The sequence below is a fragment of the Chitinophaga niabensis genome (genome assembly GCF_039545795.1).
GTDB classification, from domain to species: domain Bacteria; phylum Bacteroidota; class Bacteroidia; order Chitinophagales; family Chitinophagaceae; genus Chitinophaga; species Chitinophaga niabensis_B.
Genome location: NZ_CP154260.1, coordinates 3,318,237 through 3,344,410 on the forward strand (window position 1 = coordinate 3,318,237; position 26,174 = coordinate 3,344,410).

Consider the following 26,174-nt stretch of genomic DNA (forward strand, 5'->3'; position numbering starts at 1 on the left):
CAAAGTAAGTAAAAATACAGGCTTAATTGCTTATTTTCACATACATGAACAAGCTAATATTATGCCTCCTTTTCTACATCCCGGCATCGGGGCAGGTTAAGCTATCTAAGGAGATAAAGGCATCCCCTGCAAGTGTGGTAAAGGTGTATGGGCATTTTGATTATTATTATAAGAATGTTAAAGGCTGCGATCAGTCAAAAAAGGCATCGATCATTCAAAACAATGAAATATCTCCCTGCTTTCAGTATCTCAAGTCCTTCGAGAAAGACGATGCAAAGAAGATCATCAATTTATTAAGAGACCGTAATACCTATGAAGGGCCCATTGAGAGGCCTTGTTCAGAAACGCATTATGCTTTGCTGATCCTTAATAACAATGTAGTGACCGGTTATGTAAATATTAGTTTAGACTGTAATAAACTATTTTCCAATCCTGCTATTCCTGCCGCTTCCGGCACTCTCACCCCGAAGGGAAAACATGAATTGCTTGTTATGTTAAAGCTGATTATCGAAGAGCCGCTTGTTGCGCCTTTGGAAAATTAGATTTTGATTTTGCAACCTTATTTTTTAACTTTGTGCCCATCATGAAGTTATAATTCTCCCATAACACGCGCCGTTCCGGCATATATTCAGCGTCTCCTGCTGAATTCCTAAACAATTTTCTACCGTACTTTTTTAATGCGTCAACCCATGATGTTATTGAATGCTCAACATATGAGGTATTTCCTGCCCTCAGGGAAGGTATTGTTCCGTGATGTACACTTTTCCATTTATAAAGGTGAAAGAATTGGTCTTGTTGGCGATAACGGTATCGGCAAATCCACCCTGCTGCAGATCATTGCGGGGCGTATTCCTGTGCAGGAAGGTGTGCTTGTTCCTTCCGTAAAACCTTATTACATACCACAACATTTTGGCCAGTATGATCATCTTTCTATTGCTGATGTACTGAACATCAGTGAACGCTGGCAGGCATTACAGGCCATACTGCAAGGGAGTTCCGAGATCGCGCACTTTGAAGCCCTGGCAGATGACTGGACGCTGGAAGAACGCTGCCGGCTGGCGCTGGACCAGTGGGGTCTTCCGCATGTCAGCCTGGAAACACCTTTCACACAACTGAGTGGTGGCGAGAAAACAAAACTTTTCCTCGCAGGGATTACCATCCACCAGCCGGAGCTGGTATTGCTGGATGAGCCCACCAATCACCTGGATACACAAGGCAGACAGCAGTTGTACGACTGGCTGCAAGCCACGGATGCCGGTGTATTGATCGTGAGCCACGACAGAAGCCTGCTCACACTTTGTAATCCCATATGGGAACTCTCTGCAACCGGCATACATGTATACGGTGGTGATTTTGCCTTTTATGAAGAAAGAAAGGCGGAAGAAGAAGCTGCGATACTGCAAAAGCTTGATCATACAGAACGCAGCCTCCGCGAAGCAGGAAGGAAACAGCGGGAAGCGATGGAACGTAAACAGAAAGAAGATGCACAGGGCGCGCGGAAAAGAAAGAACGGCGGTATGGCGAAGATCATGCAGAATGTTAACCGTAACTGGGCAGAAGGTGCCACTACACGGCTAAAAGATGTGCATGAAGAAAAGGTAGCCCGCCTGCGTACAGAACTGGATCAGTTACGGGAACAGGAACCATGGCATGGAGAGATGCAAACCAACTTCCAGGATGCGCGGCTGCATACAGGTAAAATATTGGTGAAAGCTACCGGCTTAAATCATGCTTATGGCGCTCAGGCTTTATGGCCTGAAAACCTGGAGTTCGAGATCCGCAGCGGAGACCGTATATCCATTACCGGTGCCAATGGCAGCGGTAAATCCACACTGGTACAACTGATGATGGGAATACTGGAACCGGCCACAGGTGAGTTATACCGCGCACCTTTCAGTTCACTGCTGCTGGACCAGGAATATTCATTGATAGACAGAAAGCAAACAGTGATCGGGCAGATCGCTTCTTTTAATGAGCAAAAGTTGCAGGACCATGAATTAAAGCTGCGGCTGAACCGTTTCCTCTTTGATCCGGAAAGCTGGGATAAATCCTGCGCTGTGCTGAGTGGTGGTGAAATGATGCGGCTTTCTCTTTGCTGTATGATGGTAAAGGACAATGCACCGGATATGATCGTACTGGACGAACCTACCAATAATCTTGATCTCCGGAATATAAAGATACTCACACGTACAATGGCAGATTATGCAGGAACACTGATCGTTATCTCGCATGACCGGACGTTCCTGGAAGAAGTGGGGATTGAAGGGGAGATTGGTCTTGGGGAATAACCACCGAGGTATATAAAGAAGACAAGGTCCAGCCAAGCGTTTCGTACAATGCTTTGCCTGCTTCTGTTGCTACCAGTACACCATTTGTGCTGCCTTTGGAAATGGCAATATTTTCAAGTGTCTTCAGGATAATTGTTGCCAGTCCCCTTCGGCGATGCAGCTCATTTGTTTCTATCCGGTCATAGATAACAAAGTCATCCACAAAGATCAGGCGCCCGATAGCGGCTATATCCCCGCTATTTGTAAGCACTTTTGCTATGGAAACAGGCATCTCTTCTTTCACTTCCAGTATGTAGCCATTTGCCAGATCAATCTTCTTTGACAACATAGGCCTGGAACAATTCATCATAAAACCAGGTGGCTGTATCACCCAATGGGAAGGCAAAATACTTTTGAAGACTTCCGGGCTTGCACATACTTTAAGAAAGATCCATGGCTCCACAATACTATTCGCCAGATCTGTAATTTCATGGCTGAAATCCGGGAAAACATAACGGGCTTTTTGCTGAGGCCATCCCACATCCACCCTGAACCCGCTGCCGTACTTAACGGGCAATGGCAGCCCACGTGACAGCGACCAGCCTTTAAGCCATTTTTCAAGAATATGCTGATCCATAATAACAACGATTTAATGGGCTCATCTTCTTCATCTTCCAAGTAAAAATGTCCATATCATGCCTGAGGAGATCAATCATTTGAAAAACCTGAAAGTTTTTGTGATGAACAGAGCCTTGAAGAAGGTCATAGTCAGATCAGGTAAGTTCCACAGATTTTGAGGCGGTGGTATTAGTCAGATGAACTTTACTATTTTCGTGAATCAGTCTTTATCTGTTTAAATACATCTTTGATACTTTCAGTGACTATAAATTTTCTTTCTTCGCTGGTTAAATATTGGTTATAGTCTTTCTTAAAAAACACCCGACTTCCATGAGATACAATATAATTATATGGTTCGAGGTTTACCTGGAGTTGCGATGTAACTCCAAAAGTTTTTTTGTCGTTATATTTATATTCTGATAAATATACCCCCACCCAAATACTATTAAAGTTATCTTCTTCCGGGTTAAATTCATTTACTTCATTCTTTTTAACCGCAACCCTTTGTCCTATTCTATTAATCTCTTCCGTTAGCTCTTCCAATGTCAGTCTGGCAGTATTGTCTTTGTATGCATAGAACTTATTGGAATAAAACATATCATAAAACTGCCTATGCTGCTGTTCAAATTCTGCGAACATTTCTGCTATAGCTCCATTATGATAAATTTCATACACCAACCCATCATTCCGGTGCAGTCCATTAACTTTCTTAGATGCTGCCTCCTTTTTCCATATCGCTATTTCCTTTTGCAAATCCCCATCTTCATCAAGCGACTCTCCTTTTGCTGCTTTAATATACAACTCAAGACTCCAAACCATCTGTTGCTTGATATAATTAATAAAAGCCCCTATATCTCCGGCATCCGCCTGATTAAGTGCAAATAGGTAATTCTTTTTATCAGCAGATTTAATAACAACAGGTGGCAGATTATGCTTAAACAAAACATAGTTCATCAATAATCTTGATATCCGGCCATTCCCGTCATCAAACGGGTGAATACGAACAAACCTGTAATGCAAGAGAGCTGCCAGTTCTATGGGATGCAATTCCTTTTTACTTTCTTCCTCCTGATACCAGCTAATTAAATCTCCCATCAGCATAGGTGTTTCTTCTGGTGAAGCGTAATGAAATATTTCTCCATTCTGCAGCCGAACTGAATTAGGCTGCGTTTTATAGTTCCCCACCTCTATTTCCCTTCGGGTAGGTTGTCCATCTGGTGTCAATGCTTCTTTCCAATATGGGCGTACAAGTAATATTTTGTGAAGGTACCTTAAAGCTGCTTCCGAAAGAGGTCTTTCATAGTCCCTTGCCCAGTCTTTCATTAATTCGAATGCAGCATCATGGGCTTTCATTTCTTCATATTCCCTCAGATCGTGTTTACCCGTTGTTTTATCAAAAATTAACAACAATTCTGTTTCTCCATATGTTAAGGTATTCCCTTCCATATGATTTGAATTATAGTTAAACTCAAGCCTGATCTTTTTATCAAGGCGATCCTGAAACTCTTTTTCTATAGGCAAAAGCTTTGAAAGAATCCCTGACAGCCTATATATATCTTCAAGTATGTTATCCATTATCCTTTGTTTTGCTTTTGAAAGCCTAAGTTGCCAACGAATTTCGTTAAATTCTCTTGTTTAAGCAAAGAACCAAAAGCTTATAAATTAAAAATGCGAGGCTATAATCACCTCGCATTTCATCCTATCAGGTATTCTCATTAATAAAGTCTTTCATACTCCTCACTCCCAGCATCTTTGCAGAAGTATACCCTTCTGCATAAGGCACACCCACCATTTTACCGAGCATTTTAGCCCTATACAACACACTTTCAAAGAATTCAGGGGAAGAGATGTACGTTTGTGGTTCATGGTCTTTAGCGGCCAGGAATTGCGTTTTAAAGCATTTGATCGCTTCTATCTTTTTCTCGATCACCGAGGTAATGTCTATTACAAAATCCGGCTGATGGTAACGGTCCTGCAGGAAATGGAACACCTGTTTGGGGCGCCATGCTTCCTGGGGTACACCATTTTCTTCCGTTTCGATCTTGCGTAAGCCGGCAAGGAAGCAACTATCTGCTATGAGGCGGCCGGCACGGCCATGATCGGGATGGCGGTCGTCCATGGCGTTGGCCAGTACAATATCCGGTTTGAATTTGCGGATGGCGCGGATCACTTTTAACTGGTCTTCTTTTGAATTCTGGAAGAACCCATCTGCGAGGCCCAGGTTCTCCCGCACATCGAGGCCCATTAATTTACAGGCATCCTGTGCTTCTGTTAAACGGCCTTCCGGAGTGCCCCGGGTGCCCAGTTCTCCCTGTGTAAGATCTACGATCCCTACTTTCATTCCCTGCTGTGCATGTACCATCAGGGTACCGGCGCAGGACAGTTCAACATCATCCGGGTGGGCCGCAATAGCGAGTATATCCAGTTTCATGGTCCTTATTTTGGTGGGCAAAGTTCGGGGTTATGAAGGGATGTTCCAAATAAGGAAGCGGCGCCCGGATAAATATATAGCAGGCAGGCTAAGGCCGATAGAAGGCCGTTGGAGGCGGGCTTAAGGCCGGTTCAAGGCCAGTACGAGGCCAGCTAGAGGCCGTTCAAGGCGGATCCAAGGCCGATTCAAGGCCGTACGAGGCCAGTTAGAGGCCGTTTAAGGCGGATCCAAGGCCGATTCAAGGCCGTACGAGGCCAGTTAGAGGCCGTTTAAGGCGGATCCAAGGCCGATTCAAGGCCGTACGAGGCCAGTTAGAGGCCGTTTAAGGCGGATCCAAGGCCGATTCAAGGCCGTACGAGGCCAGTTAGAGGCCGTTTAAGGCGGATCCAAGGCCGATTCAAGGCCGTACGAGGCCAGTTAGAGGCTACCTCAAGCCGGTAATTTCACATAAAATGCAGTGCCGCCCTCTTCCCTGCTTTCAAACCAGATATTGCCCCCATGTGCCTCCACGATCTGTTTTGATATAGCGAGCCCCAGGCCAAAAGGCTGCTCGCCGGCAGTACCTTTCCTTTTTGCTTCGGAGAACATATCGAAGATCTTATCCTTCAGGTTATCGGGTATGCCTATGCCATTGTCTTCAACGGTTATTATGGCTTCCTCCGGCTCCATTTCCAGCCGGATGGTAATATCCTTTCCTACAGGGCTGAACTTAATAGCATTGGCAATGAGGTTACTGATCACCCGCCACATTTTTTCCCTGCTCAGCAACAGCGTAGCGGGCATTGCCTGCAGATGGATATGTTGTTTTTTAACCGCTGCTTTATGCTGTAACAGGTCCACACAATAATGCAGCAATTGCTGCAGGTCCACCGGCTCTTTCTCGATCTTTTCCACCTGTGAGTTGATCTGCAGCAGGTCCGCCACCATGTCCAGCGAATTCTGCCCGGAAGTTTTGATCAGCTCCACCATCATCCGGTCTTCTTCATTGAGCTTGCTGAACTCCAGCAGCATGGCGGCAATGGAGGTGATGGCGCCAACGGGGGATCGCAGATCATGTGCTACCACTTTCATCATTTTCGTATTATCCGCCTGGCTTTGTTCCAAAGCGTTTAATGCCATTTGCAGATGTTCATTCTGCATACGGATCTCCTTGTTGCTTTCACGGATACGGCTTAAGTGGCGCCATAGTATAAACAGGAAACTGATGGCCATTAAAAATCCCACCACCAATGCTATGATGGAAAATGATTTTAGCTGACTGTCTTTTTTGAGCAATTCCAGCTTCAGCAGCTCTGCAGCATTCCTGAAACTTTCATCCATATCCACATTGGATAAACCCTGGCTTGCCGCGGCAATGGAATCCTTCAGATCATAATAACGCCGGGCATAATCATAGGCCAGTTGGGTATCATGGGTGGTATCATAATATCGCCATTTAAGGCGGTACCACTTTAAACGGGTATCATCATAATCAGGACTTTTCGCCTGGTACTGTACGAGGTAAGTTTCCAGCTGGTCCAGTAATTGTTTTACTTCAGGCAAACGGTTAAACCGCATATTCAGATCAGCCAATTTGATCACGGCCGTCTGTGCATCCCCTATTGCATATCCCGGACGGTTATTGATGCGGATGCTTTCATTCAGATAACGAACAGCCTCATCATACTTATTCATATTGGCATAGGTGCCGCCCATATTGCCATATATTACTCCCCGCGCTGTGCTGGCATATGCTGTATCTTCCTTATATAAACGATCCTGTTCATTGACAAAGCTCAATGCCTGCCTGTAATAAAATATAGCGCTATCAGGCAGGTTGGCTTTCTGGTAACATAAAGCGATCGTATTCATCATCGATTGCGGTTGAACGAAACGATCATTGAAGCTGCCATTCTCTCCACACTGACGCACCTCCGCCAGCGCATCTATTAAAAAAGGAACAGCTTCCAGGTACTTGCCCTGTTTATACCGCACCATGCCCAATTGGGAATTAAACGGCGCAAGCCGGCAACTATCCAGGTTCTTACGCGCAAACACCTGGCCATTATAGTAATAATAAAAAGCTTCGGCATATTTCCTTTCGGCTACCAGCAGCTTACCGAATGCAAACAGGGTATTGGCATATTCTACTTTATACAGTTCTTCATTGTCCTCTACCATCAACAGCATACTGTCTGTATAAAGGCTGGCCTTCAACGTATCAAACTGATGGTACAGATAAAAATCAGCCAGGAAATAGTATTTTTTCCAGAGATCTATTTTACCGGCATCTTTAAATTCTTTATAAGCGCTGTCCACATAATGTAAGGCATGGTTCAGCTGCGCACTATTCAGGTATTTATCTGCCATGCCCATAATGCTGTCTGCCAGGTAAGGACGCGTCTGGCTTTGGCTGGGCGGCTGTTTACAGGCTGCGACCAACAGGTATAGCACAAGGAAACATACATGCACATCATGCAAGCGCATTTTCAACTGCCGTACATGGTTAACCTTATTGTTCATTTAGAATGATTTCACTGAGCATTAGTTGGAGAGAAAACTTTAACTGCCAGTAACGGATGGGTTCTGCTTTATAATGATACGAAAAATACGGGTATGAAAAGTATTTTTTTCCGGGAGGAAAACTTTCAAATATTTTTGCGTGGATTGTTAATTAAAGCGGTTGTACAATTGTATCTCCTGTACGATCATTTCAATGTCTTTATCATCCTGTGCATTGAATTCGCTCTTCAGGTTTCCGCCAAAGAAGAAAGCTACGGTCTGATACATTCTTGCATTAAATCCACCTTTCAATTCTTTTACGATCTCATAACAGTTCTCCCCTGTTTCGCGGTGGATCAGTTTCATCAATACTTTGCCCTGGTATACAGAGAGGTTTTCCAGTTTATCACCGAATTCTTTTTTCAGCAGTTGTTCTTTGGAAGCGAGGAAGGCTTTGCGTTGTTTTTTGCTGGTGAACTTATTCAGTTCCTGGTTCACATCTTTCAGTACCCTGCCGGCCGTGATGGCATAAGGATACGTAACATACACGGCGTTACGGAGGCGCGTCCAGCGTTCCCTTTCTCTGCGGAGGCGTCTCGGTAGCCGGTCCACTACTTCAACGATCTGGAGGGTAATAGAGGGGATGGTATCATTTCCGACTACGATTGCACGTACCGCCACGGTATCCGTTGCCGTCCGCTGTTGAGCGGAGGCTGTGCCTGCCAGGCAAAGAAGGCACATACCAGCGATGATCAGAATACGATGCAAAACGAATGACGGTTTAAATATTGATGTCAAGTTACGAATTAGTTGTGATTCTTTAGTATCTGCAGCCACCACTGCGTGATAGCGCTTTCCACGGCAGGCACATCCTTAGATACAATACTGGAGCCAATTACGTGAGCTCCGGCATTGGGAATGGCCACTGCGCGCTTCAGGCTGTCCGGCGTTCCCAGTTCTTTATGCATTTCGAGGATGGCACTCACTTTTACCGTTGGGTCCTGCTCCTTTTCGCTCTTATAGTAGTAAAGGTCCAGCACCGGCTGATGGATGCGGGCAAATACTTCCGGTTTCATGGTATTGTCCACCAGGTTCTGTAATTGCACCACTGCTTCCAAACGGTATTTTGAGTACCAATATTTTGCACGGTCTGCATTATCCGGTTTATTTTCCACATAGTCCCCTCCTTTTACCAGGCGGGCTATTTCCAGGCCCCAGGGTTTATCCAGCATCCACACCATGGATTCGTTAATGGCAATGTTGGGGGACATATTGATCACGGCTGTTACATCCTCCGGGTATTCAGAGGCCAGCAGCAGGGCCAGCGTACCTCCGGTGGAAGTGCCGATCACTATCACCTTGTCTCCCAGCATTTTACCAATGGCCAGCGCTTCTTTGGCATCCCGCCATAAGCCCTCCCCGGTCATACCTGCCAGGGCCTCCGGGGTGTCCATGCCGTGTTCATCGAGTCTTGACAGGTAAAGATTGTATCCAAAGCGGCGGGCAAAGTTCACATGTACGGGATCTCCCTCCTTCTCGCTGGCGGAAAAACCATGCAGGTAGATCACGCTGTAAGGGGTTTTACGGTGCAGGGAATCCTGCCAGAGGATCCTGGCCTCATTATCCGGTTTAAGGCGGAATTGGGCTTCTTTTTTGGCAACATATTGTTCAAGTGCTACAGGTGTAGCAGGTACGGCTGGTAAACGGCCTCCGGTGATCACCGGAGGAGCGGGTTTAGGGCCCAGGAAGTACACGATCACCAATAGGGCGGTCGTGATCAGGACGATCCGGATAGTGCGGCGCATAGGTACTGAGCGTTTGTTGGCCCCAAGATAATAAAAAAGGGCGGCCTTTGCAGACCGCCCTTCGTTAAGTTATTTCCTGAGCCGTTGCCGTATACTCATTAAAAATCCAACGATCATCACCAAAATACCAATCCATAATACATTGATATATGGGAAGATAAGGGCTTTCATCACTACGTAATCCATGGGATCACGGCTTTCCTTCAACTCCAGTTCCACCTTATTTTCATTCGGTAATATCTTGGTGAACCGCACTGCGAGAGACAGGGGAGCAATGGTGTCCGGAATATTACCCTGGAAACTGCTGTCCCGGATAAAATACACGGGCTGCATGGCAAAATCCCCGTTGCTGCGGGTATGTACGTCCAGCTGTGCCCCTACTGCTATATCTCCCGGTTCCGCATGATAATTCTTTTGTACCGGCGCCGTTTTAAGTGAGCTGAGCACCATAAAACCTTTGGAGAAGAAAATGGTATCGCCCTGAGCGATGGTATGCTTTGTATAAGGCAGGGTGTCCGTTACCACATCTTTGCGGGGTACCGCAGTGATGTAGGTAAAGATGTCCCTGGTAAGGTAATGTTTGGAATCCGGGTTAGGTGTGATCCCTTCCTGGCCCCTTATGGAAAGATAGGCATCCGGGTAGAGCGTGAAGCGCTCTTTGGCCACATCTTCCAGTTTATCCTTCTTTTCATAATCAATGATGAAGAAGGTTTTGGCTTTATCTGCCGTGCCTACGGAATCTCCCTTGTAAGTCACAAAATAAGGCCCCATCTGTACGGGTAAACCCTTGGGCAGCATGATGTTCTCTTTGGAATCCTGGCCGCTTTCTTTCGTGAAATAACCGGCGAGCATGCCCATACTGTCTATCGACAGCACCTGTTTTTTGGAAGAAGAAATAAGGATGCCCAGCAGTGACAGGCCAAAACCAATATGTGCTACAGAAGCGCCTGCGGCTTTGGCTTTTCCTTTCAGTACACCGAAGATATAGAAAAGGTTGGCCACAATAGCATAGATGCTGGCAAACAGCATCAGGTAAATAGCTACCAGGAAACCTGCCCCGTAATTCACGTAATCGATCTTGCCGAACCAGCCGATCATCACGGTGGCTAACACTGCTACCAGTGTAGGCCAGGCCAGTTTCTTCATCACGGTGTTCTTCGGTGTGTCCTTATACTTCAGGAATTGTATGATAGCAGTTAGGAGACCGATCACCGTAGCCAGCCAGATCTGGATCTGGTTATAGTGAAACACCACATCGGTGGGTGGTGCAAAGTCTTCCAGGTTGAAGAGCTTTTTCAGTCCTAATCCGTCCAGCACCTTGTTCCACACAGGGATGGAGGTGGTGAAGGTGATCTGTATGGCTGCCACCATCAGGATGAGGGCGCCTACAAATAACCAGAACTCACGGGAATAGGTGCTTTCTTCCTTCTTCATAGACGGGATCTCTTTGTTCCGCCAGATCAGCAGGAAGAGCGAAGGGATAGCGAATACAGCCATGGATACCAGCAGCTGTGCAGTCAGCCCCAGGTCTGTAAAGGAGTGTACGGAAGTTTGCCCCAGTACACCGCTTTTGGTGAGGAAAGAAGAATATAAAATGAGGGTGTAAGAAATGATCACAAAGAAGAAAGAGGAACGCAGGGCATGGCCGGAACTGCGGAAGGCCAGCATCGTATGAATACCTGCGATCATCGTGAGCCAGGGTACCAGGGAGGCATTCTCCACGGGATCCCATGCCCAGTAACCACCAAACGTGAGGGATTCATAAGCCCAGGCTGCTCCCATCATGATACCGGTACCCAGCATCATAGCAGAAAACAGGGTCCAGGGTAAAGCAGGTTTGACCCATTCTGCGTACTGGCGGGTCCATAAACCTGCCACGCCGTATGCAAAAGGAATGATCACGGAAGCAAAACCCAGGAACAATACCGGCGGGTGGATCACCATCCAGTAGTTCTTCAGCAGTTCATTCAATCCGTTACCTTCCACAAACTGCTTGAACTGCAGGTAGTTAGGATTCTGGAAAACGGGAGAATCCGGTGCATCCTGGCGCATGAGGATGAAAGGATTGCTGCCTAAACGGTATTCAATACCGGGAATATATATCCCCAGGATCATACTGCCCATCAGCAATTGGGAAAGGGCCATCACGGTCATTACCGGGGCCTCCCACTTTTTGCTGGTGAAGATCAGCACACAGCCCAGGAGGCTTTGCCATACGCTCCAGAGCAGGAAACTGCCCTCCTGCCCTTCCCAGAAGCAACTAAACAGGTATTTCACCTCCAGGTCGCGGGAAGAGTGTTGCCAGGCATATTTGTATTCAAAAAGGTGATTGGCAATGATATAGTAAAGGATGCTGAATACAGCAATGATGGAAGCCGTTTGCACAAAAAAGGCCCAGCGGCCGAGTTTGAGCCAGGAGGTCTTTTTCAATTCATCCGTAGCCCTTGTACTGTTGAAGAACGACACCAAAGCAACGAAAGACGCTACAAATGCTACTATGCTGAAGAAATGGCCTAACTGGCCGGGTAGCAGATGCTCCCCTATATATTTTATATTTTCCAAGATACTACCGTAAGATGTTATAAAAAGGGTGGGAAAATGGTAACGACGATATACAGTTGTTTTCCTTAAATATCTTTAGACGCGCTATAGGCAGTTTGTTCTTCCTTGTATTTGGAAGGACATTTCATTAAGATCTTGCTGCAATGGAACTCATTACCCATCATCTTGCCGGTGAGCACCAGTTCTGTGGATTTTTCGAAGTCGGTAGGACGGGTGCCGTTGAAGACCACCTTGGTGATCTCACCGCTTTTGTCCTTCATATAAAAACTGAAATAATTGGCATCTTTGGCAGGGTCATATACCACTGCTTTCGCAGTGTCCAGCGCCCCGATCACGTGGATCTCCTTTCCTTCTTTCTTTTTGGCCGTAGCGAAGGTTTCATAGGTACTGAAATCCCCTACCAGCATTACCATGCCGGCAACGCACACCGCTATTACAATCAGTAAAATTAAACTTGTCTTCTTCATCCTTACCAGATTATTAATAAACAAAGATAGCCAAAAACCTGAATGCCCATGGCTGATATTCGTCAGGTTTCATCCCGCCGGAACCAATTTTTACCTTTACCTTTGCGGCGAAATAAGCAAAGTACTGATTTATCATGGCTGATCTATCGAATTTTGATCCCAACGCCCCGGGGCTCCTGTCTAACAACATATTCGGGCTGCCCTTCAGCGAAGATGAAGCACGGCTGGTGCTGTTGCCGGTGCCCTGGGAAGTGACAGTGTCTTATAACAACGGAACAGCCCGAGGGCCGGAACGTATTTTCAAGGCCTCCCACCAGGTAGACCTCTACGATGCAGATGTAAAAGACGGCTGGAAACAGGGCTTTTTTATGCGGGAAAGCGACAGGCAGCTACTGCTCCGCAGCGATTATCTCCGTAAAGAAGCAGAATTGTACCTCAAATTCCTGGCAGAAGGCGGGGACGTGAAGGAAAACGACTTCCTTCGCAGATCCCTCGAAGATGTGAACCGGGGTACGCAGAAGATGAACGACTGGGTGTATACCCAAACCCGGGAACTGCTGCAAAAAGGCAAACTGGTAGGGCTGATAGGTGGAGACCACAGTACGCCCCTGGGATATTACAAAGCGATAGGAGAGCATAAAGGTGATTTTGGTATTTTGCAGATAGATGCCCACTGCGATCTGCGCGACAGTTACGAAGGATTCAAATACTCCCACGCTTCCATCATGTACAACGCACTGCAGGAAGTGCCACAGCTGAAAAAGCTGGTACAGGTAGGCATCCGCGATTATTGTGAGGAAGAACTGGAATATATCCGCAAAAGCGAAGGCAAAGTGACTACTTTCTTTGACCAGGAGATGAAAGAAAGGCTGTTTGAAGGAGAAAGCTGGAAAAATATTTGTGATAATATCGTAGATCAGCTGCCGGAACAAGTGTACATCAGTTTTGATATAGATGGCCTTGATCCCAAGCTGTGCCCGCATACCGGTACGCCGGTGGCCGGAGGGCTGGAAGGGCCGCAGGTGTTCTACCTCTTCAGGAAAGTGCTGGAAAGCGGCCGTAAACTGATAGGATTTGACCTGAATGAAGTGAGTGCGGGGCATGACGACTGGGATGCCAATGTGGGCGCCCGCATGCTTTTTAAATTGTGTAACCTGATCGTTAAATAAAAATGTACAAACTCAGAATACTACATCCCAATGCTATGACACGACTGCGTTTGCAGCCGGTAATGCATGGCATGGCGGGTATCCTTTTCCTTTTCAATGTGATCGGCATCTATAAAATGGCCGATCCCAACTGGCTGATTGCGGCACTTTTTGTGATCATGGGGCTGGCCAGCATTTTCTTTCCTTTTATCATGAAGAACATCCGCAAATTCGGTGAAGCAAATTCGCTGATGCGCATGCTGCAGGCCTTTACCCTCATGAGCGGATGTTTATACTTCCTCTCCCACCTGCAACCCATTGTGGGCTTCACCATGCTGCTGGCGGGATTAGGCATGGCCTATATCGGTTATGCGGAGTTTAAAATATTACAACCCTCTTTCATAGAGATGGATACTACGGGCATTACGCTCCCCGGCATCTTTTCCAACCGCAGGACCGGCTGGAACGAAATGAAAAACGTAATTTTGCGGAATGACCTGCTCACGCTGGACTATAAGAACAACAAGATCCTGCAGTTGGAAGTACTCGATGAAATATCCCCACTGAAAACAGCAGAGATGAATGCTTTTTTTGAAAAACGGATCCAATCATAACATGAACGTATCGCCATATATATTGTATTCAGACGGAAAGGGAAATATTTTTGAAGATACGTCTCTCTACGTTGTAGGCCGCAGTGGCTGGGATGCCGTGCCTATCCCTGAAGATGAATGGATAGAATTGCCGCAGGGCGGACAGTTGTATGAACTGCCCGGCCGCCGTGGTATTGGCATAGATGTGGAAACCGGCGATATGCGGCTTTGTGAAAAAGGCTGGGCTGTAGCTGCATTCATTCCGCCTGCACATACTGCCTTTTACATTGCGGCGTTTGAAACAGCACCAGATGCTCCTACCCTGCCACTATTCTGTTATGTAGCGGCCGGATGGCACAATGATAAGTTCTATGTACCCGCCATGCGGATAGAAAATGATATCCGCCAGGAAGCAGCGGGATTTGATGACAAGAAAGTGCATAGTGGTGTTGAACAAATGATGGAAGCATACCCGCACAACAGGCTGGTGCAACACCTCGCCAATAATTGCGCGTTAACCTATCATTGCCCAGCCGCCAGGAATTATTTCATTGGCAGATGGGAATGCCCTATCCCCACATCTCCTGCCTGTAATGCCAACTGCCTGGGCTGCATCTCCTTTCAACCGGAAGATGAGACCATTGTATCCCCGCAGGACCGGCTTACGTTCAAACCTACGGCAGCAGAGATTGTGGAGTTCACGGTGCCACATCTTGAAACAGCACCTTTCCCTATCGTAAGTTATGGACAGGGTTGTGAAGGAGAACCTTTGCTGATGTGGGAAACCATCCGCGAATCCATTATTGAAATAAGGAAACACACCTCTAAAGGAAGTATCAATATCAATACGAACGGCAGTAAACCAAATGCTGTAAGGGAACTTTGCAAAGTGGGCCTGAACAGCATCCGCGTAAGCCTGAACTCTGTTCGTGAACATATCTATACACCTTACTACCGCCCCAATAACTACACTTTCAGAGACATCGTGGAAAGCATTAAAGTAGTGCGTGAACACGGTGGCTGGGCCTCCATCAATTACTTTGTATTCCCCGGCATGACGGATAGCGTGGAAGAATATGAAGCATTAAGGGAACTGATCCGCGAAACAGGATTAAGCATGATCCAGTGGCGCAGTTTTAACATTGATCCGGATTGGTACCTGGGTAAGATCGGTGTTACAGAAACCGGTGATTGCCTGGGTATGAAACAAATGATCGAATTGATCCGGGAAGAATTCCCTGATCTCAAATTTGGTTATTTCAACCCGCCTATCGAAAGGATCAATGGGAATTATGAGATGGACTTTGCGCACGCTTAGGCAGCAATAACCTGAATCCAAAAAATGTGAGTGCGCAGATAGCTGCCACCGTATACCACCAGTTCGCATAACCCAGGTGACGTACCACGTATGCTCCTAAAGTAGGCGCTACAATAGTGGATACGCAATAGGCGACCGTATACAGGCCTGCATATTCCCCGCGGTTATGATCCTGGCTGCGGTGGATCCAGAAGTTATTCATGAAAGGCATGGTGAGCATTTCCGCAAGCGTGAAAGACAGGGAATAAATAAATGCCACAAACACATAAGGCGGAAATATATTAAACAGCAGATAAGAGAAACCCATCATGATCACGCCGTAACCAATGTACAGTACATCCGGCCGCTTATTCTCCAGCTTATACACCAGTATCATTTCAAACAGTGCAATCGCCACACCATTCACAGACATACTCAGCCCTATCATGGCTTCAGACATGAGGAATTTTTCCTTAAAGAATACAGGAACGATATTGAACATCTGGAACAGGCAAACCCCGTTCAGCATGACGAGAATAATAAAGAAAAGATAACGCCCATCCCGGTAAGCAGAACCACTGCCTTTCACAACTTCCTTCTTCACTTCTTTTTTCACAGGGCCATGTACGGGCTTCAGTACAACACGTAGTAATAATGCCGCAGCGATACAGGTAAGGCCATCTGCCCAGAATAATAAATTGTAATTGAAACTGGCCAGCAAACCACCTACTGCAGGGCCTACCGCCCAACCCATATTTACCGCCAGGCGGATCAGGGAATAGGAACGCAGTCTGCTGGATTCATCGCTGTAATGCACTACGGCCGCAGCGTTGGCAGGTCTGAAACCTTCTCCCACCATGCCCAGGATAAAAATGGTGACTACAAACTGCGGAAAAGTGCGCATCTGGCCCAGTACAATGAACATTACTCCATTGAGTATCAGGCTCCAGAACTGGATCGGATAAAAGCCCAGCTTATCGGATAATTTTCCTCCCAGCACAGCCCCTGCTATGGCGCCTATACCGTAAACAGTGATGGTAAATCCGGCCTGTTCGAGGGGAAAATGCAATTCAAACGTGAGGTAAACCGTTAAGAAAGGAATCACCATCGTGCCGCTACGATTGATCAGCAGCACAGATGCCAGCCACCATATGGGTTTTGAGATACCACCATAGGCACTTTTGTAGAGCGATAACGTTTGGTTGAACATAATTTATGGAATCGAAGCTAAACATCCATCTATCAACTACCAAATGTAAAGTGATCAATAAGATTTAACATATTATCACTGATGGATAAAGAATAACCCGTAACAAAAAAATATTAACTTTGGAACAAGATGGCAGATCAAAAACAAGGAAAGAATCTTAAAGCACTGGGTATAACCATTGGAGTACATGCGTTATTGTTAGTAGCGTTGTTCCTGATCGGCTTTTCCGCGCCTCCTCCATTGCCTGATCAGGATATGGGCATGGAAGTGAACCTGGGTACATCTGATGACGGTATGGGGGATGAACAGCCCCTCAACCCTAATCCGCCTGCTGCCAGCCAGCCGGTGCCATCTGCTCCGCAAAACTCACCTGCACCGGACAAATCGGAAGGAAATACAGAAGAATTAGCCACACAGAATGAAGAAGAGGCGCCGGAAGTGGCCAAACCTGTTAAACCTGCTCCTAAACCAAAAGAGATTGCCAAAACTTTAGATATAAAACCGGAAAAAGCGCCTAAACCCAAAGCCGTACAACCACCTGCCCCTACCCCTCCTGCACCGAAACCAAAGCCTAAAGCGGTATTCACCGGCGGTACTTCCAATAGTGCCAATAGTGGTAACGGCGCCAATGGCAGCAACAATTCAACAGGAGAAGGTAATACAGGCCGACCGGGAGACCGTGGCGTAATTGGTGGTGATCCTAATGCCACCGGTTATACCGGAACACCTGGTGCAGGAAGAGGCGCATCTGATTTCAACATGAGGGGCAGAAGCCTTGTGAACCGCCCTGCCGTTAGCTGGGATGGGAACGAAACGGGCTATGTAGCAGTAAACATCAAAGTTGATCGGGATGGAAATGTGACCAATGCAACCTATACCATAAGGAATTCTACCATCAACAACCCACAGGCGATCCGTATCGCCATTGATGCCGCAAAACGTCTGAAGTACAATGCCAGCCCGGATGCACCGGAAGAACAATTCGGTCCTATCCGTTTTTATTTCAAAGCTCAATAATAAGATAACAGGCCGTACAGAATATTCCGTGCAGTTTCCCGTTATTATTTATTTATCATTCCTAGGATTAATCTATGGTGCAACACCGATACAGTTTGTTACTGCTGATAGCGGGACTATTAACTGCGGCCTCTTTACAGGCGCAGACATTCCCTGGTTATCATACCAGTCAATATGCCGGTATACATGCCGTTCCGTTCAACCCTGCCAGCGCTGCCGGCAGCAGGTACCGCTGGGATGTGAACATTGTTGGCGCGGACGCCAAAGCAGGCAACACTTACATTAAATTCAACAAAGCCTCCCTCCTTTCCGGCGACTCCCTGAAAAGGTTTGTGGACTGGTTCCCGGATACACTATCCAAAAATCAGCAACATGCCTGGGGCAGTGTGGACATTATGATGCCCTCCGCCCTCTATGCCATCAATGAGCGCCAGTCTATTGCTTTCACCTGGCGGGTGCGCGCTTCCTTCAACGGCGGGAATATACAAACCTCCACAGCCAATTTCTTCAGCCTGAATTACCCCAATCCCCGTATGTACAACCGTACAATAGCGGATGAATATGGCGGCTTTTATGGCCAGGCATGGAACGAATTCGGCTTTACCTACGCGAAAGTGTTTAAAGATGTAGGCGATCACCGCTGGAAGGGCGGTATCACCTTAAAATACCTGGGCGGTCAGGCAGCAGGATACGCTGTAGGCCGTGACGCCGCTTTCGTTTTTGAAAGCAGAAGCAGGGTAGATATCAACAGCGGAAAACTGAATTACGCATACAATGCTGAGATGGATGCCTGGGATGGCAGTTTCGGCACACTCTATAGCCCATTTCAAAACCCCGGCATTGGTGCGGACATTGGTGTGATCTATGAATGGCGCCCTGATTCCGATGGTTTTGGCAGTTATTTTGAAGATGATACCTGGAACCCTGATGCAGATACATGGAAAGCCAGGATAGGCGTTTCCATTGTGGATATTGGCGGCATCAGCTACACCAAATCTCTTTACGCAGCCAACCTGGATATGCGGGTGCAGGATTATGATGCCCACCTGCTGGAAAAAAGGAAAGGTGAAAGCATTTCCCAATACGCCAGGCGCATGAGCACACAGTTCGCGCATGTGGACTCGGATGCAGGTGATAAATTTTACATGAACCTCCCCACCTCCCTGAACCTTATGGGAGATTATAATATCGATGGCCGCTTTTTTGTAAGCGCCAGCGCTACAATCGGTTTATTGGGCGGCAAGAAGGATGATCATAAAACGAATGCGCTGACGCAATTACTGGTAACACCCCGTTATGAAACGCAACACCTGGGTGTATACCTGCCATTTTCCGTAAACCGTTACGGGCAGGCGGATGCAGGGTTCGGATTACGTGCCGGCCCATTGGTGATAGGCTCCGCCAGTTTGTTTTCAAACCTTGCACGCAGCACCGTGAATCATGCGGATGTATTCGTAGCTTTGCGCATAATTCCCATCCGCTTCAACAGGGGCAGCTGGGATAAAGGCGGCGGAGGCATCTTCCGTAAACGGAAGAACAACCTTGGTTGTCCCAGTGTACCATAGCAAGGCATATGAACTATCAGCAAACCATCGATTACCTGTACGGTCAGTTACCCATGTTCAGTAAAGTGGGCGCTTCCGCATTGAAGAACGACCTGCTCAATATCCGCGAGTTATGCGGTATACTGGATCATCCTGAAACAAAATTCCCATCCGTACATATAGCAGGCACCAATGGCAAAGGCTCTACCAGCCACATGCTCAGTGCCATCTTTCAACAGGCCGGATATAAAACGGGCCTGTACACCTCCCCCCACCTCCATGATTTCCGGGAACGCATCCGCGTAAATGGTGTGATGATACCGGAAGAAGATGTGATACAGTTTGTACAGCGCATGCGGTCATCAATGGATACCATTCAGCCTTCTTTCTTTGAAGTAACGGTGGCCATGGCCTTTGAATATTTTGCACAGCAGCAGGTGGACATTGCTATTATAGAAACCGGGCTGGGCGGCCGTTTGGACAGTACCAACATCATCACTCCTATTCTCTCCCTGATCACCAATATCAGTTATGATCATATGAACATACTGGGTGACACCCTGCCTTTGATCGCTGCTGAAAAAGCAGGTATCATCAAACCGGATGTTCCCGTAGTGATCAGTGAAACGCAGGAAGAAGTAGTGCAGGTGTTTAAAGAAACAGCAGATCTCCGCCATTCGCCTATCCGCTTTGCAGACCAGGATTGGCGCATCACAGCACATGAATCTTCCGCAACGCTTTTAAAGATCACAGTAGAAGATGTTTTAAATAAAACATCCTATCCCCTGGTATTAGACCTTCCCGGCCATTACCAGGAAAAGAATATATTAGGTGTACTCAGTGCCGTACAAATATTGCAGCAGGCTGGCTGGAAGATCAGCACCGCAGACCTCACTACTGCTTTATCCAACGTTAAACAGCTCACAGGGCTGGGAGGCAGATGGGAAGTAGTGAAAGAACATCCTTATACCGTATTGGATGTTGGCCATAATGAAGCCGGCATCAGGGCTATACTGGAACAACTGACCTTAGTGTCCTACAAACGCCTGCACATAGTGATAGGATTTGTAAAAGATAAAGATGTGGAGGCAGCATTAAAACAACTGCCTGCTGATGCCATTTATTATTTTACCAAAGCCCAGATCCCCCGTGCCATGCAGGAAACAGACCTCATACAGATAGCACATGCCGTAGGTTTACAAGGCAATGCCTATGCTGATGTTCCTGCAGCCTATAAAGCTGCGCAGGAACAAGCTGCACAGGATGATATGGTACTGGTATGCGGCAGTGTGTTTATTGTGGGAGAGGTGCCGCTTTAAGTTGCTTTATTGCGCGGTGGCTGTAAGCTATCTGTACCGGCAGGCATGTATTTATCCTGACTGCGCCGCAACTATAAGCAGCCTTTATTTCGGCAGCACCGCAGCTTTAAGCTCCCTGTACTTCTGCAGGCCATAGAACAGGCAGGACACATGCAGGCTTTGCAGGAACTGGTGATCTTTCAGCATCTGTTCCACTTCTGCTACATCTGCCAGTATCACTTCAATCTCTTCATTATCATCTAACTGCTGCTCCTGTACTTTTTTTCCGCCCAATGCCAGGAACATATGCGTGAGGTTCGTACTCGTGGAAGGATTGGGCGCTACAGCGCCAAGGTTGTATATTTCCGAAAAAGCGTAACCTGTTTCTTCCAGCAGCTCGCGCTTCATGGCTATTTCAGGTGAAGCATCTGTTGTGTCTATCACACCACCGGGTATTTCCAGCAGTACCTTACCGATAGCATGGCGGTATTGCCGGACCAGGATCACTTTGTTATCTTCTGTTACAGCCATGCCATTGGCCCAGTCCGGATACTCCAGTACATAATATGGGTCAACGACCCTGCCATCTGCCAAAGCACATCTGTCTCTCCGTAAGGTCAGCCATGGTTCTTTATGCAGGTATTCTGATGATAATAATTTCCATTCCATATAATTCAAATTAACTACTTCCAGCCTTCGCGTTCTTTCAGGCGCTCAATGTGAGCAAGATGATGTAAACCGTGCCAGGAATAATTGGCTAAATGCGTTGAAAGATCGTAAGAAGCATTGTTACCGGGATGAAAGAAAGTACGGTCCCAGTCTTTTGCCTCCAGATGTTCCAGCACGGCCACCCAGCGTGCGTGTAATGCATGCAGTAAAGTGATGGACACGTTGATGGGTGTATACTGCACATCTGCCAGTTCCGCCCAGGCTTCCTGGTCGTATGGTTTGATGGTAGGATTATCTTCTGTGAGTGCCAGCTTTACCCGCGTAAAACCGTTCATATGTGAATCTGCCACATGATGCACAACCTGTGCAACCGTCCAGCCACCGGGGCGGTAAGGGGTTTGCAGCTGATGGGCATCCAGTGTTTGCACCGCTATTTCCAGCAGCGAGGGCAGGTAACGGATATCGTTGATCAGTCTTTTGCGCATCTCTGCATTCACCATAGCAGGTGCAACAAAGGGGCCGATGGGAAAGCGTAAATCTTCCATATATCTTATGAGTTTTCGCGGAGATCTTTACCTGTGAGATGAATGAACACATCTTCCAGGTTCGCCTGCTTCACTTCTTTCTTCCTTTCAAAACCACCTGCTACCAATTGATCGATCAAAGCATCCGGGGAATCCAGTGCAATGATCTCACCACTGTCTACAATAGCGCAACGGTCGCAGAGGAACTCTGCTTCGTCCATATAGTGTGTGGTGATCACTACCGTAGTGCCCTGGGCACGTACCTGCTGGATCAGCGTCCAGAGATTACGGCGGGCCTGCGGGTCCAGCCCGGTAGTGGGCTCGTCCAGGAATATGATACGGGGTTTATTGATCAGGGTGGTAGCAATGGAAAAGCGTTGTTTCTGGCCACCGGAGAGGGATTTGAATTTAGCGCCGGCCTTGTCCTCCAGGTTAAACTCCTTCAGTAAAGCGCGGGGTTCCACCTTTTTGTTATACAATCCGCCAAACATCTCTATCAGTTCTACAAGATTGAGGCCGGGGTAGTAACCTGCGGTCTGTAACTGTACGCCAATGATCTTCTTGATCGCTTCGGGGTCTTCATCCAGGTTATAGCCATCTACCATCACGGTTCCGGAAGTTTTCTGCCGGAGGGTTTCAATGATCTCCAGGGTGGTGGACTTCCCGGCGCCATTGGGGCCCAGCAGGCCGAACACTTCGTTCTCATACACATCAAAACTGATCCCCTTCACGGCGGTGAAGTCGCCATACTGTTTTACCAGGTCCCTCACCTCGATGATCTTGCGTTTTTCCATGCCGCCAATTTACTATAAAAAGCGAAGAGACGCAATTACATGCGTCTCTTCTGCCTGAATAAATAGTTAGTAAGCTGTTATTTGGATGCCGTTCTATCGGCGGGTTTGTTGATGAAGATCTGTGTAAAGTAAACGATATTTCCTTTACCTTTTGCTGTGCCTATACCTATCAGGTTAAAATTGCCCAGCATGTTCTTCCGGTGGCCGGGACTTTTGATCCAGCCATCCACAACTGCTTCCGCGCTTAAATTCCCGTAAGCAACATTCTCAGCAGCGGCGCTTACACGGCCCAGCTTTTTAGAAATGTCGTCTATACGCCGTTCAAAGCCATCATGCCCGAAACCGGTGCGGCCGTTAGCCATCGATTTACTGTGGCTGCGGGCTTCCACGCTCAGTGTTTCATTGAGGGATAAAGGGGCCAGACCTTTCGATTTGCGAAATTTGTTCACATAGAACAGGATGTCTTGTTCTTCATCACCGCTATTCCTTACTGAACTGGCGGAAGAAGTATTGCCGGAAACTGACTTGCTGCAAGCGCTTGCCTGTGTGGCAACAATCACGGCTACAGCTAAAAAAAGGACCTTAAAAAAGTGCTGGTTCAACATAGTTTTCTATAAACGATTAATTAATAGAGAAAATTGTTTGATCCAATATCGCGCCAAAAGTTTAACGGATGATGGGGAGCACTTCTTCTATGAGCTTTTTAGATCCGATAAAGATGGGTATACGCTGATGCAGTTCTGTAGGTTTGATATCCAGTAAGCGCTGATTTCCATCTGAAAACGCGAGCCCACCGGCCTTTTCCATCAGAAATGACATGGGATTACATTCATAACAGAGCCGTAAACGCCCCTGCGCATATTTACCAAAGGCGGGGTACATAAAAATACCTCCCTGTACCAGTGTACGGTGTATTTCAGACACCATGCAGCCAATGAAACGGTGGCGGTAGACCTTTTCCGTAGCATCTTTTGCCATAAAATGATCGATGGCCTTCTGTACCTTTTTCTCGTACAGGTGATAGTAGCCCACGTTAATGGAAAAGATATCACTTTCGTCCGGCACCTTCATATTGGGGTGAGAGAGGCAGAATTCGCCTATGCTGGGGTCCAGCGTAAAGCCCTGTACACTTCTGCGGGTAGCATATACCAGCATGGTAGAAGAACCGTAAATGATGTAACCTGCCGCTATCTGCTGGCTGCCGGGCTGCAGGAAGTCCTCCAGCTCACAGGAGCTGCCATTGGGGGTTAAGCGGCGGTAAACAGAAAATATGGTACCGATGGAAACATTCACGTCTATATTACCGGAACCATCGAGCGGATCCATTAACACCACGTATTTGGAGTTCCTGGAGAACTCATCATCAAAGGAAATGAACTCTTCATTCTCTTCAGAAGCCACACCACAGCAGTATATGCTGGTCTGGAGGGAGCTGATCAGCTGGTCATTGGCAAATTCATCCAGCTTTTTAACAGACTCGCCCTGCACATTGGTTCTGCCCGCTTCTCCCAGGATATCTGCGATACCGGCCTTGTTCACTTCAACGTTCACACGTTTAGCGGCCAGCCCTATGTCCCGCAGGAGCCCGGAAAGCTGTCCGGTTGCGCCAGGGTAGTTCCGCAATTCCTGAATGGTAAATTCGTCCAGGGTCATCACCCGTTGGTTCATTTTCATATACGTGTTAGGTTTGGGTGCGCTAAATTAAGCTAAACGGTACGAATATTTAGCAAACTGTCATTTTTTGGGAAACAGATTTTTAAACAATTCTAAAGTTGCCGTACTTTGCCAAACAATTTTTTAACAGAACAGGATTCTCCTTATGAAGGTTTTCAAATTTGGCGGCGCAAGTTTAGAAACTATTGAGCGCATACAACAGGTAGGCAAGATCATCCAGGCTTACCCGGAAGATAAACTGCTCATCGTTATATCAGCTATGGGTAAAACAACCAATGAGCTGGAAAATGTAGCGAAGAATTTCTACATGCGTAAACGTGAGATAGCCTCCCAGCTGCTCTATAACATAGAACAACATCACCTGCAGGTGGCAGAGAACCTTCTTGGCACTAAGGAGCATCCCCTCTTCACCCAGCTGCAGCAGTTCTTCACAGAAGCGGAATGGACATTAGGAGAAAAACCACTGCGTAACTATGATTACTACTACGATCAGCTGGTAGGCCTCGGCGAATTGCTAAGCACCGCCATCGTGAGCGCTTACTTCAACCAGGTTGGGATCACCAATGTATGGCTGGATGTAAGGGATGTATTCCGTACGGATGATAACTTCCGCGACGCGAATATCGACTGGGAGGTAACGCAGCGACAGGTGAATGAGAAGGTGTTGCCTGTTTTCAATGCGGTGGACATTGTGATAGCACAGGGCTTCATTGGCAGTACAGATCAGAACGAAAGCGTTACCCTTGGCCGGGAAGGCAGCGATTACTCCGCCGCCGTTTTCGCCAACCTCCTGAACGCAGAAAGCCAGACCATCTGGAAGGATGTAGAAGGCCTGAAGAATGCAGACCCTAAACTCTTTCCCAACACGGTGAATATCCCGGAGATAGGGTTCAATGAAGTGATTGAAATGGCCTATTATGGCGCGCAGGTGATCCACCCGAAAACCATCAAACCTTTACAGAACAAACAAATTCCATTATACGTTAAATGCTTCCTGGATAAGGACCTCCCCGGCACTGTGATCAAAGGGGATGCAGACGGCCGCAAACTGCCTCCGCTGATCATCCTTAAGAAGAACCAGGTATTGATCACCATCACTTCCCGCGCATATGATTTTATCACCGAGGATAAGATCAGCGATATCTACGAGATCTTCCATGACAAAAAAGTAAAGATCAATCTTACGCAGAATGCTGCTATCAGTTTCAGCTGCTGTATAGACAATAACCCGGAAAAGATAGAATTACTCATCAAAGCATTACATGGCGGCTTCAAGATCTCTTATAATGAAGGGCTGGAGCTATTAACAGTAAGGCATTTCAAGAACGGGCTGCTGGAAGAGTTAACAAAAGGCCGGAAGATATTGCTGGAGCAACGTTCAGACAGTACCGTACAATTGATCATGAAATAACCTCACCGGCAGGGGACACACAAATGAAAGGGGGAATAGCGCGAACATAATTTTCAACGACTTATGGAAAAAATACTCCTCTCTGAGCATCATCACGCCAACTTCCATTGCGTATCCCTTACCGGAAAGGTCCTAATGGTTAAATGGTTCACTGTTTAACGAAAAAGCATAAAAGGAGCGCTACAGACAAGGCACCCTTTTGGTGTCATCCACATGCCTCGCCGTAACGCTCCATGGTAAGTATTACTACCTCATAAGCATAATTTAATCCTGCCCATAAATTTATCGTGTAACTGCTTACATCGTTTGCTTATTCTATGGGAAGTGCTTTCCCGCCAATTGATACCGGTTTGCTACAGTATTG

23 protein-coding genes are annotated in these 26,174 nt (G+C 47.0%); 9 read left to right on the forward strand and 14 right to left on the reverse strand.

The window, feature by feature from the left end:
* Nucleotides 1-44: 44 nt before the first annotated feature.
* Nucleotides 45-542, forward strand: coding sequence for a hypothetical protein (locus tag AAHN97_RS12870; protein ID WP_343308037.1), 498 nt, complete (start codon nt 45-47; stop codon nt 540-542).
* A 171-nt stretch (nt 543-713) separates the two neighbouring features.
* Entirely contained in the window at nt 714-2,288 is a 1,575-nt protein-coding gene (locus AAHN97_RS12875) for an ABC-F family ATP-binding cassette domain-containing protein (RefSeq protein ID WP_343308038.1), read from the forward strand.
* On the opposite strand, the gene AAHN97_RS12880 is transcribed toward AAHN97_RS12875, so the two are convergent.
* The 8 genes from AAHN97_RS12880 to AAHN97_RS12915 all read right to left on the reverse strand — a co-directional run bounded on the left by AAHN97_RS12880 (nt 2,221) and on the right by AAHN97_RS12915 (nt 12,631).
* The gene (locus tag AAHN97_RS12880) at nt 2,221-2,904 is read right to left on the reverse strand and encodes a GNAT family N-acetyltransferase (protein ID WP_343308039.1); all 684 of its coding nucleotides are present in this window, start codon (nt 2,902-2,904) and stop codon (nt 2,221-2,223) included. The two genes, AAHN97_RS12875 and AAHN97_RS12880, sit on opposite strands and share 68 nt — an antisense overlap.
* Before the next feature lie 188 nt (nt 2,905-3,092).
* Nucleotides 3,093-4,460 carry a Fic family protein gene (locus tag AAHN97_RS12885; protein ID WP_343308040.1) on the reverse strand — a complete coding sequence of 456 codons (1,368 nt, stop codon included), beginning with the start codon at nt 4,458-4,460 and terminating at the stop codon, nt 3,093-3,095.
* 127 nt (nt 4,461-4,587) lie between these two features.
* The gene (gene bshB1 / locus AAHN97_RS12890) at nt 4,588-5,316 is read right to left on the reverse strand and encodes a bacillithiol biosynthesis deacetylase BshB1 (RefSeq protein WP_343308041.1); all 729 of its coding nucleotides are present in this window, start codon (nt 5,314-5,316) and stop codon (nt 4,588-4,590) included.
* Nucleotides 5,317-5,745: 429 nt separating this feature from the next.
* Entirely contained in the window at nt 5,746-7,818 is a 2,073-nt protein-coding gene (locus tag AAHN97_RS12895; RefSeq protein WP_343308042.1) for a tetratricopeptide repeat-containing sensor histidine kinase, read from the reverse strand.
* A 147-nt stretch (nt 7,819-7,965) separates the two neighbouring features.
* Nucleotides 7,966-8,565 carry a DUF4294 domain-containing protein gene (locus AAHN97_RS12900; RefSeq protein WP_343308043.1) on the reverse strand — a complete coding sequence of 200 codons (600 nt, stop codon included), beginning with the start codon at nt 8,563-8,565 and terminating at the stop codon, nt 7,966-7,968.
* Nucleotides 8,566-8,603: 38 nt separating this feature from the next.
* Entirely contained in the window at nt 8,604-9,602 is a 999-nt protein-coding gene (locus AAHN97_RS12905) for an alpha/beta hydrolase (protein ID WP_343308044.1), read from the reverse strand.
* A gap of 69 nt (nt 9,603-9,671) precedes the next feature.
* Nucleotides 9,672-12,164, reverse strand: coding sequence for a cytochrome c biogenesis protein CcsA (ccsA, locus tag AAHN97_RS12910; protein WP_343308045.1), 2,493 nt, complete (start codon nt 12,162-12,164; stop codon nt 9,672-9,674).
* Nucleotides 12,165-12,229: 65 nt separating this feature from the next.
* Entirely contained in the window at nt 12,230-12,631 is a 402-nt protein-coding gene (locus AAHN97_RS12915; protein ID WP_343308046.1) for a cytochrome c maturation protein CcmE, read from the reverse strand.
* 134 nt (nt 12,632-12,765) lie between these two features.
* On the opposite strand from AAHN97_RS12915, the gene AAHN97_RS12920 reads away from it, so the two are divergent.
* Genes AAHN97_RS12920 through AAHN97_RS12930 form a run of 3 tightly spaced genes read left to right on the forward strand, consistent with a single transcriptional unit; the run spans nt 12,766 to nt 15,690 of the window.
* On the forward strand, nt 12,766-13,800 hold the full coding sequence (locus AAHN97_RS12920; protein WP_343308047.1) for an agmatinase family protein: 1,035 nt from the start codon (nt 12,766-12,768) through the stop codon (nt 13,798-13,800).
* Between the two features lie 35 nt (nt 13,801-13,835).
* A complete protein-coding gene (locus tag AAHN97_RS12925) occupies nt 13,836-14,393 on the forward strand; it encodes a hypothetical protein (protein ID WP_343308048.1) in 558 nt (185 codons plus the stop codon).
* A gap of 1 nt (nt 14,394) precedes the next feature.
* Complete coding sequence (locus tag AAHN97_RS12930; protein ID WP_343308049.1) at nt 14,395-15,690, forward strand: radical SAM protein; 1,296 nt, start codon at nt 14,395-14,397, stop codon at nt 15,688-15,690.
* Here AAHN97_RS12930 and AAHN97_RS12935 read toward each other — a convergent pair.
* Nucleotides 15,653-16,879, reverse strand: coding sequence for an MFS transporter (locus AAHN97_RS12935; protein ID WP_343308050.1), 1,227 nt, complete (start codon nt 16,877-16,879; stop codon nt 15,653-15,655). The genes AAHN97_RS12930 and AAHN97_RS12935 overlap by 38 nt on opposite strands.
* A gap of 129 nt (nt 16,880-17,008) precedes the next feature.
* Between AAHN97_RS12935 and AAHN97_RS12940 the strand changes: the two genes are divergently transcribed.
* The 3 genes from AAHN97_RS12940 to AAHN97_RS12950 all read left to right on the forward strand — a co-directional run bounded on the left by AAHN97_RS12940 (nt 17,009) and on the right by AAHN97_RS12950 (nt 20,759).
* Entirely contained in the window at nt 17,009-17,896 is an 888-nt protein-coding gene (locus AAHN97_RS12940) for an energy transducer TonB family protein (RefSeq protein ID WP_343308051.1), read from the forward strand.
* 74 nt (nt 17,897-17,970) lie between these two features.
* Complete coding sequence (locus AAHN97_RS12945; RefSeq protein WP_343308052.1) at nt 17,971-19,461, forward strand: DUF5723 family protein; 1,491 nt, start codon at nt 17,971-17,973, stop codon at nt 19,459-19,461.
* 8 nt (nt 19,462-19,469) lie between these two features.
* Nucleotides 19,470-20,759 (forward strand): bifunctional folylpolyglutamate synthase/dihydrofolate synthase, encoded by a 1,290-nt coding sequence (locus tag AAHN97_RS12950; RefSeq protein ID WP_343308053.1) that lies wholly within the window; start codon nt 19,470-19,472, stop codon nt 20,757-20,759.
* Nucleotides 20,760-20,843: 84 nt separating this feature from the next.
* Here AAHN97_RS12950 and AAHN97_RS12955 read toward each other — a convergent pair whose 3' ends face one another.
* The 5 genes from AAHN97_RS12955 to fbp form a co-directional block, all read right to left on the reverse strand.
* Nucleotides 20,844-21,407, reverse strand: a complete 564-nt coding sequence (locus AAHN97_RS12955) for an NUDIX hydrolase (protein ID WP_343308054.1) — start codon at nt 21,405-21,407, stop codon at nt 20,844-20,846.
* Nucleotides 21,408-21,421: 14 nt separating this feature from the next.
* Nucleotides 21,422-21,952, reverse strand: a complete 531-nt coding sequence (locus AAHN97_RS12960; RefSeq protein WP_343308055.1) for a YfiT family bacillithiol transferase — start codon at nt 21,950-21,952, stop codon at nt 21,422-21,424.
* A gap of 5 nt (nt 21,953-21,957) precedes the next feature.
* On the reverse strand, nt 21,958-22,725 hold the full coding sequence (locus AAHN97_RS12965) for an ABC transporter ATP-binding protein (protein WP_343308056.1): 768 nt from the start codon (nt 22,723-22,725) through the stop codon (nt 21,958-21,960).
* A 77-nt stretch (nt 22,726-22,802) separates the two neighbouring features.
* Nucleotides 22,803-23,330: a CAP domain-containing protein gene (locus AAHN97_RS12970; protein WP_343308057.1), complete on the reverse strand. Its 528-nt coding sequence runs from the start codon at nt 23,328-23,330 to the stop codon at nt 22,803-22,805.
* A gap of 61 nt (nt 23,331-23,391) precedes the next feature.
* A complete protein-coding gene (gene fbp / locus AAHN97_RS12975) occupies nt 23,392-24,399 on the reverse strand; it encodes a class 1 fructose-bisphosphatase (protein ID WP_343308058.1) in 1,008 nt (335 codons plus the stop codon).
* 145 nt (nt 24,400-24,544) lie between these two features.
* Between fbp and AAHN97_RS12980 the strand changes: the two genes are divergently transcribed.
* Nucleotides 24,545-25,810 carry an aspartate kinase gene (locus AAHN97_RS12980; protein WP_343308059.1) on the forward strand — a complete coding sequence of 422 codons (1,266 nt, stop codon included), beginning with the start codon at nt 24,545-24,547 and terminating at the stop codon, nt 25,808-25,810.
* Nucleotides 25,811-26,174 lie beyond the last annotated feature (364 nt).

Bases quoted from the DNA above. Each gene is read 5' to 3' on its own strand.
- AAHN97_RS12870 (WP_343308037.1), top strand. From the start codon at position 45: ATGAACAAGCTAATATTATGCCTCCTTTTCTACATCCCGGCATCGGGG.
- AAHN97_RS12940 (WP_343308051.1), top strand. From the start codon at position 17,009: ATGGCAGATCAAAAACAAGGAAAGAATCTTAAAGCACTGGGTATAACC.
- AAHN97_RS12970 (WP_343308057.1), bottom strand. From the start codon at position 23,330: ATGTTGAACCAGCACTTTTTTAAGGTCCTTTTTTTAGCTGTAGCCGTG.
- fbp (WP_343308058.1), bottom strand. From the start codon at position 24,399: ATGAAAATGAACCAACGGGTGATGACCCTGGACGAATTTACCATTCAG.
- AAHN97_RS12950 (WP_343308053.1), top strand. From the start codon at position 19,470: ATGAACTATCAGCAAACCATCGATTACCTGTACGGTCAGTTACCCATG.
- AAHN97_RS12945 (WP_343308052.1), top strand. From the start codon at position 17,971: ATGGTGCAACACCGATACAGTTTGTTACTGCTGATAGCGGGACTATTA.
- AAHN97_RS12935 (WP_343308050.1), bottom strand. From the start codon at position 16,879: ATGTTCAACCAAACGTTATCGCTCTACAAAAGTGCCTATGGTGGTATC.
- AAHN97_RS12955 (WP_343308054.1), bottom strand. From the start codon at position 21,407: ATGGAATGGAAATTATTATCATCAGAATACCTGCATAAAGAACCATGG.
- AAHN97_RS12895 (WP_343308042.1), bottom strand. From the start codon at position 7,818: ATGAACAATAAGGTTAACCATGTACGGCAGTTGAAAATGCGCTTGCAT.
- AAHN97_RS12885 (WP_343308040.1), bottom strand. From the start codon at position 4,460: ATGGATAACATACTTGAAGATATATATAGGCTGTCAGGGATTCTTTCA.
- AAHN97_RS12880 (WP_343308039.1), bottom strand. From the start codon at position 2,904: ATGGATCAGCATATTCTTGAAAAATGGCTTAAAGGCTGGTCGCTGTCA.
- AAHN97_RS12920 (WP_343308047.1), top strand. From the start codon at position 12,766: ATGGCTGATCTATCGAATTTTGATCCCAACGCCCCGGGGCTCCTGTCT.
- AAHN97_RS12905 (WP_343308044.1), bottom strand. From the start codon at position 9,602: ATGCGCCGCACTATCCGGATCGTCCTGATCACGACCGCCCTATTGGTG.
- AAHN97_RS12875 (WP_343308038.1), top strand. From the start codon at position 714: ATGAGGTATTTCCTGCCCTCAGGGAAGGTATTGTTCCGTGATGTACAC.
- AAHN97_RS12980 (WP_343308059.1), top strand. From the start codon at position 24,545: ATGAAGGTTTTCAAATTTGGCGGCGCAAGTTTAGAAACTATTGAGCGC.
- AAHN97_RS12915 (WP_343308046.1), bottom strand. From the start codon at position 12,631: ATGAAGAAGACAAGTTTAATTTTACTGATTGTAATAGCGGTGTGCGTT.
- bshB1 (WP_343308041.1), bottom strand. From the start codon at position 5,316: ATGAAACTGGATATACTCGCTATTGCGGCCCACCCGGATGATGTTGAA.
- AAHN97_RS12930 (WP_343308049.1), top strand. From the start codon at position 14,395: ATGAACGTATCGCCATATATATTGTATTCAGACGGAAAGGGAAATATT.
- AAHN97_RS12960 (WP_343308055.1), bottom strand. From the start codon at position 21,952: ATGGAAGATTTACGCTTTCCCATCGGCCCCTTTGTTGCACCTGCTATG.
- AAHN97_RS12965 (WP_343308056.1), bottom strand. From the start codon at position 22,725: ATGGAAAAACGCAAGATCATCGAGGTGAGGGACCTGGTAAAACAGTAT.
- AAHN97_RS12925 (WP_343308048.1), top strand. From the start codon at position 13,836: ATGACACGACTGCGTTTGCAGCCGGTAATGCATGGCATGGCGGGTATC.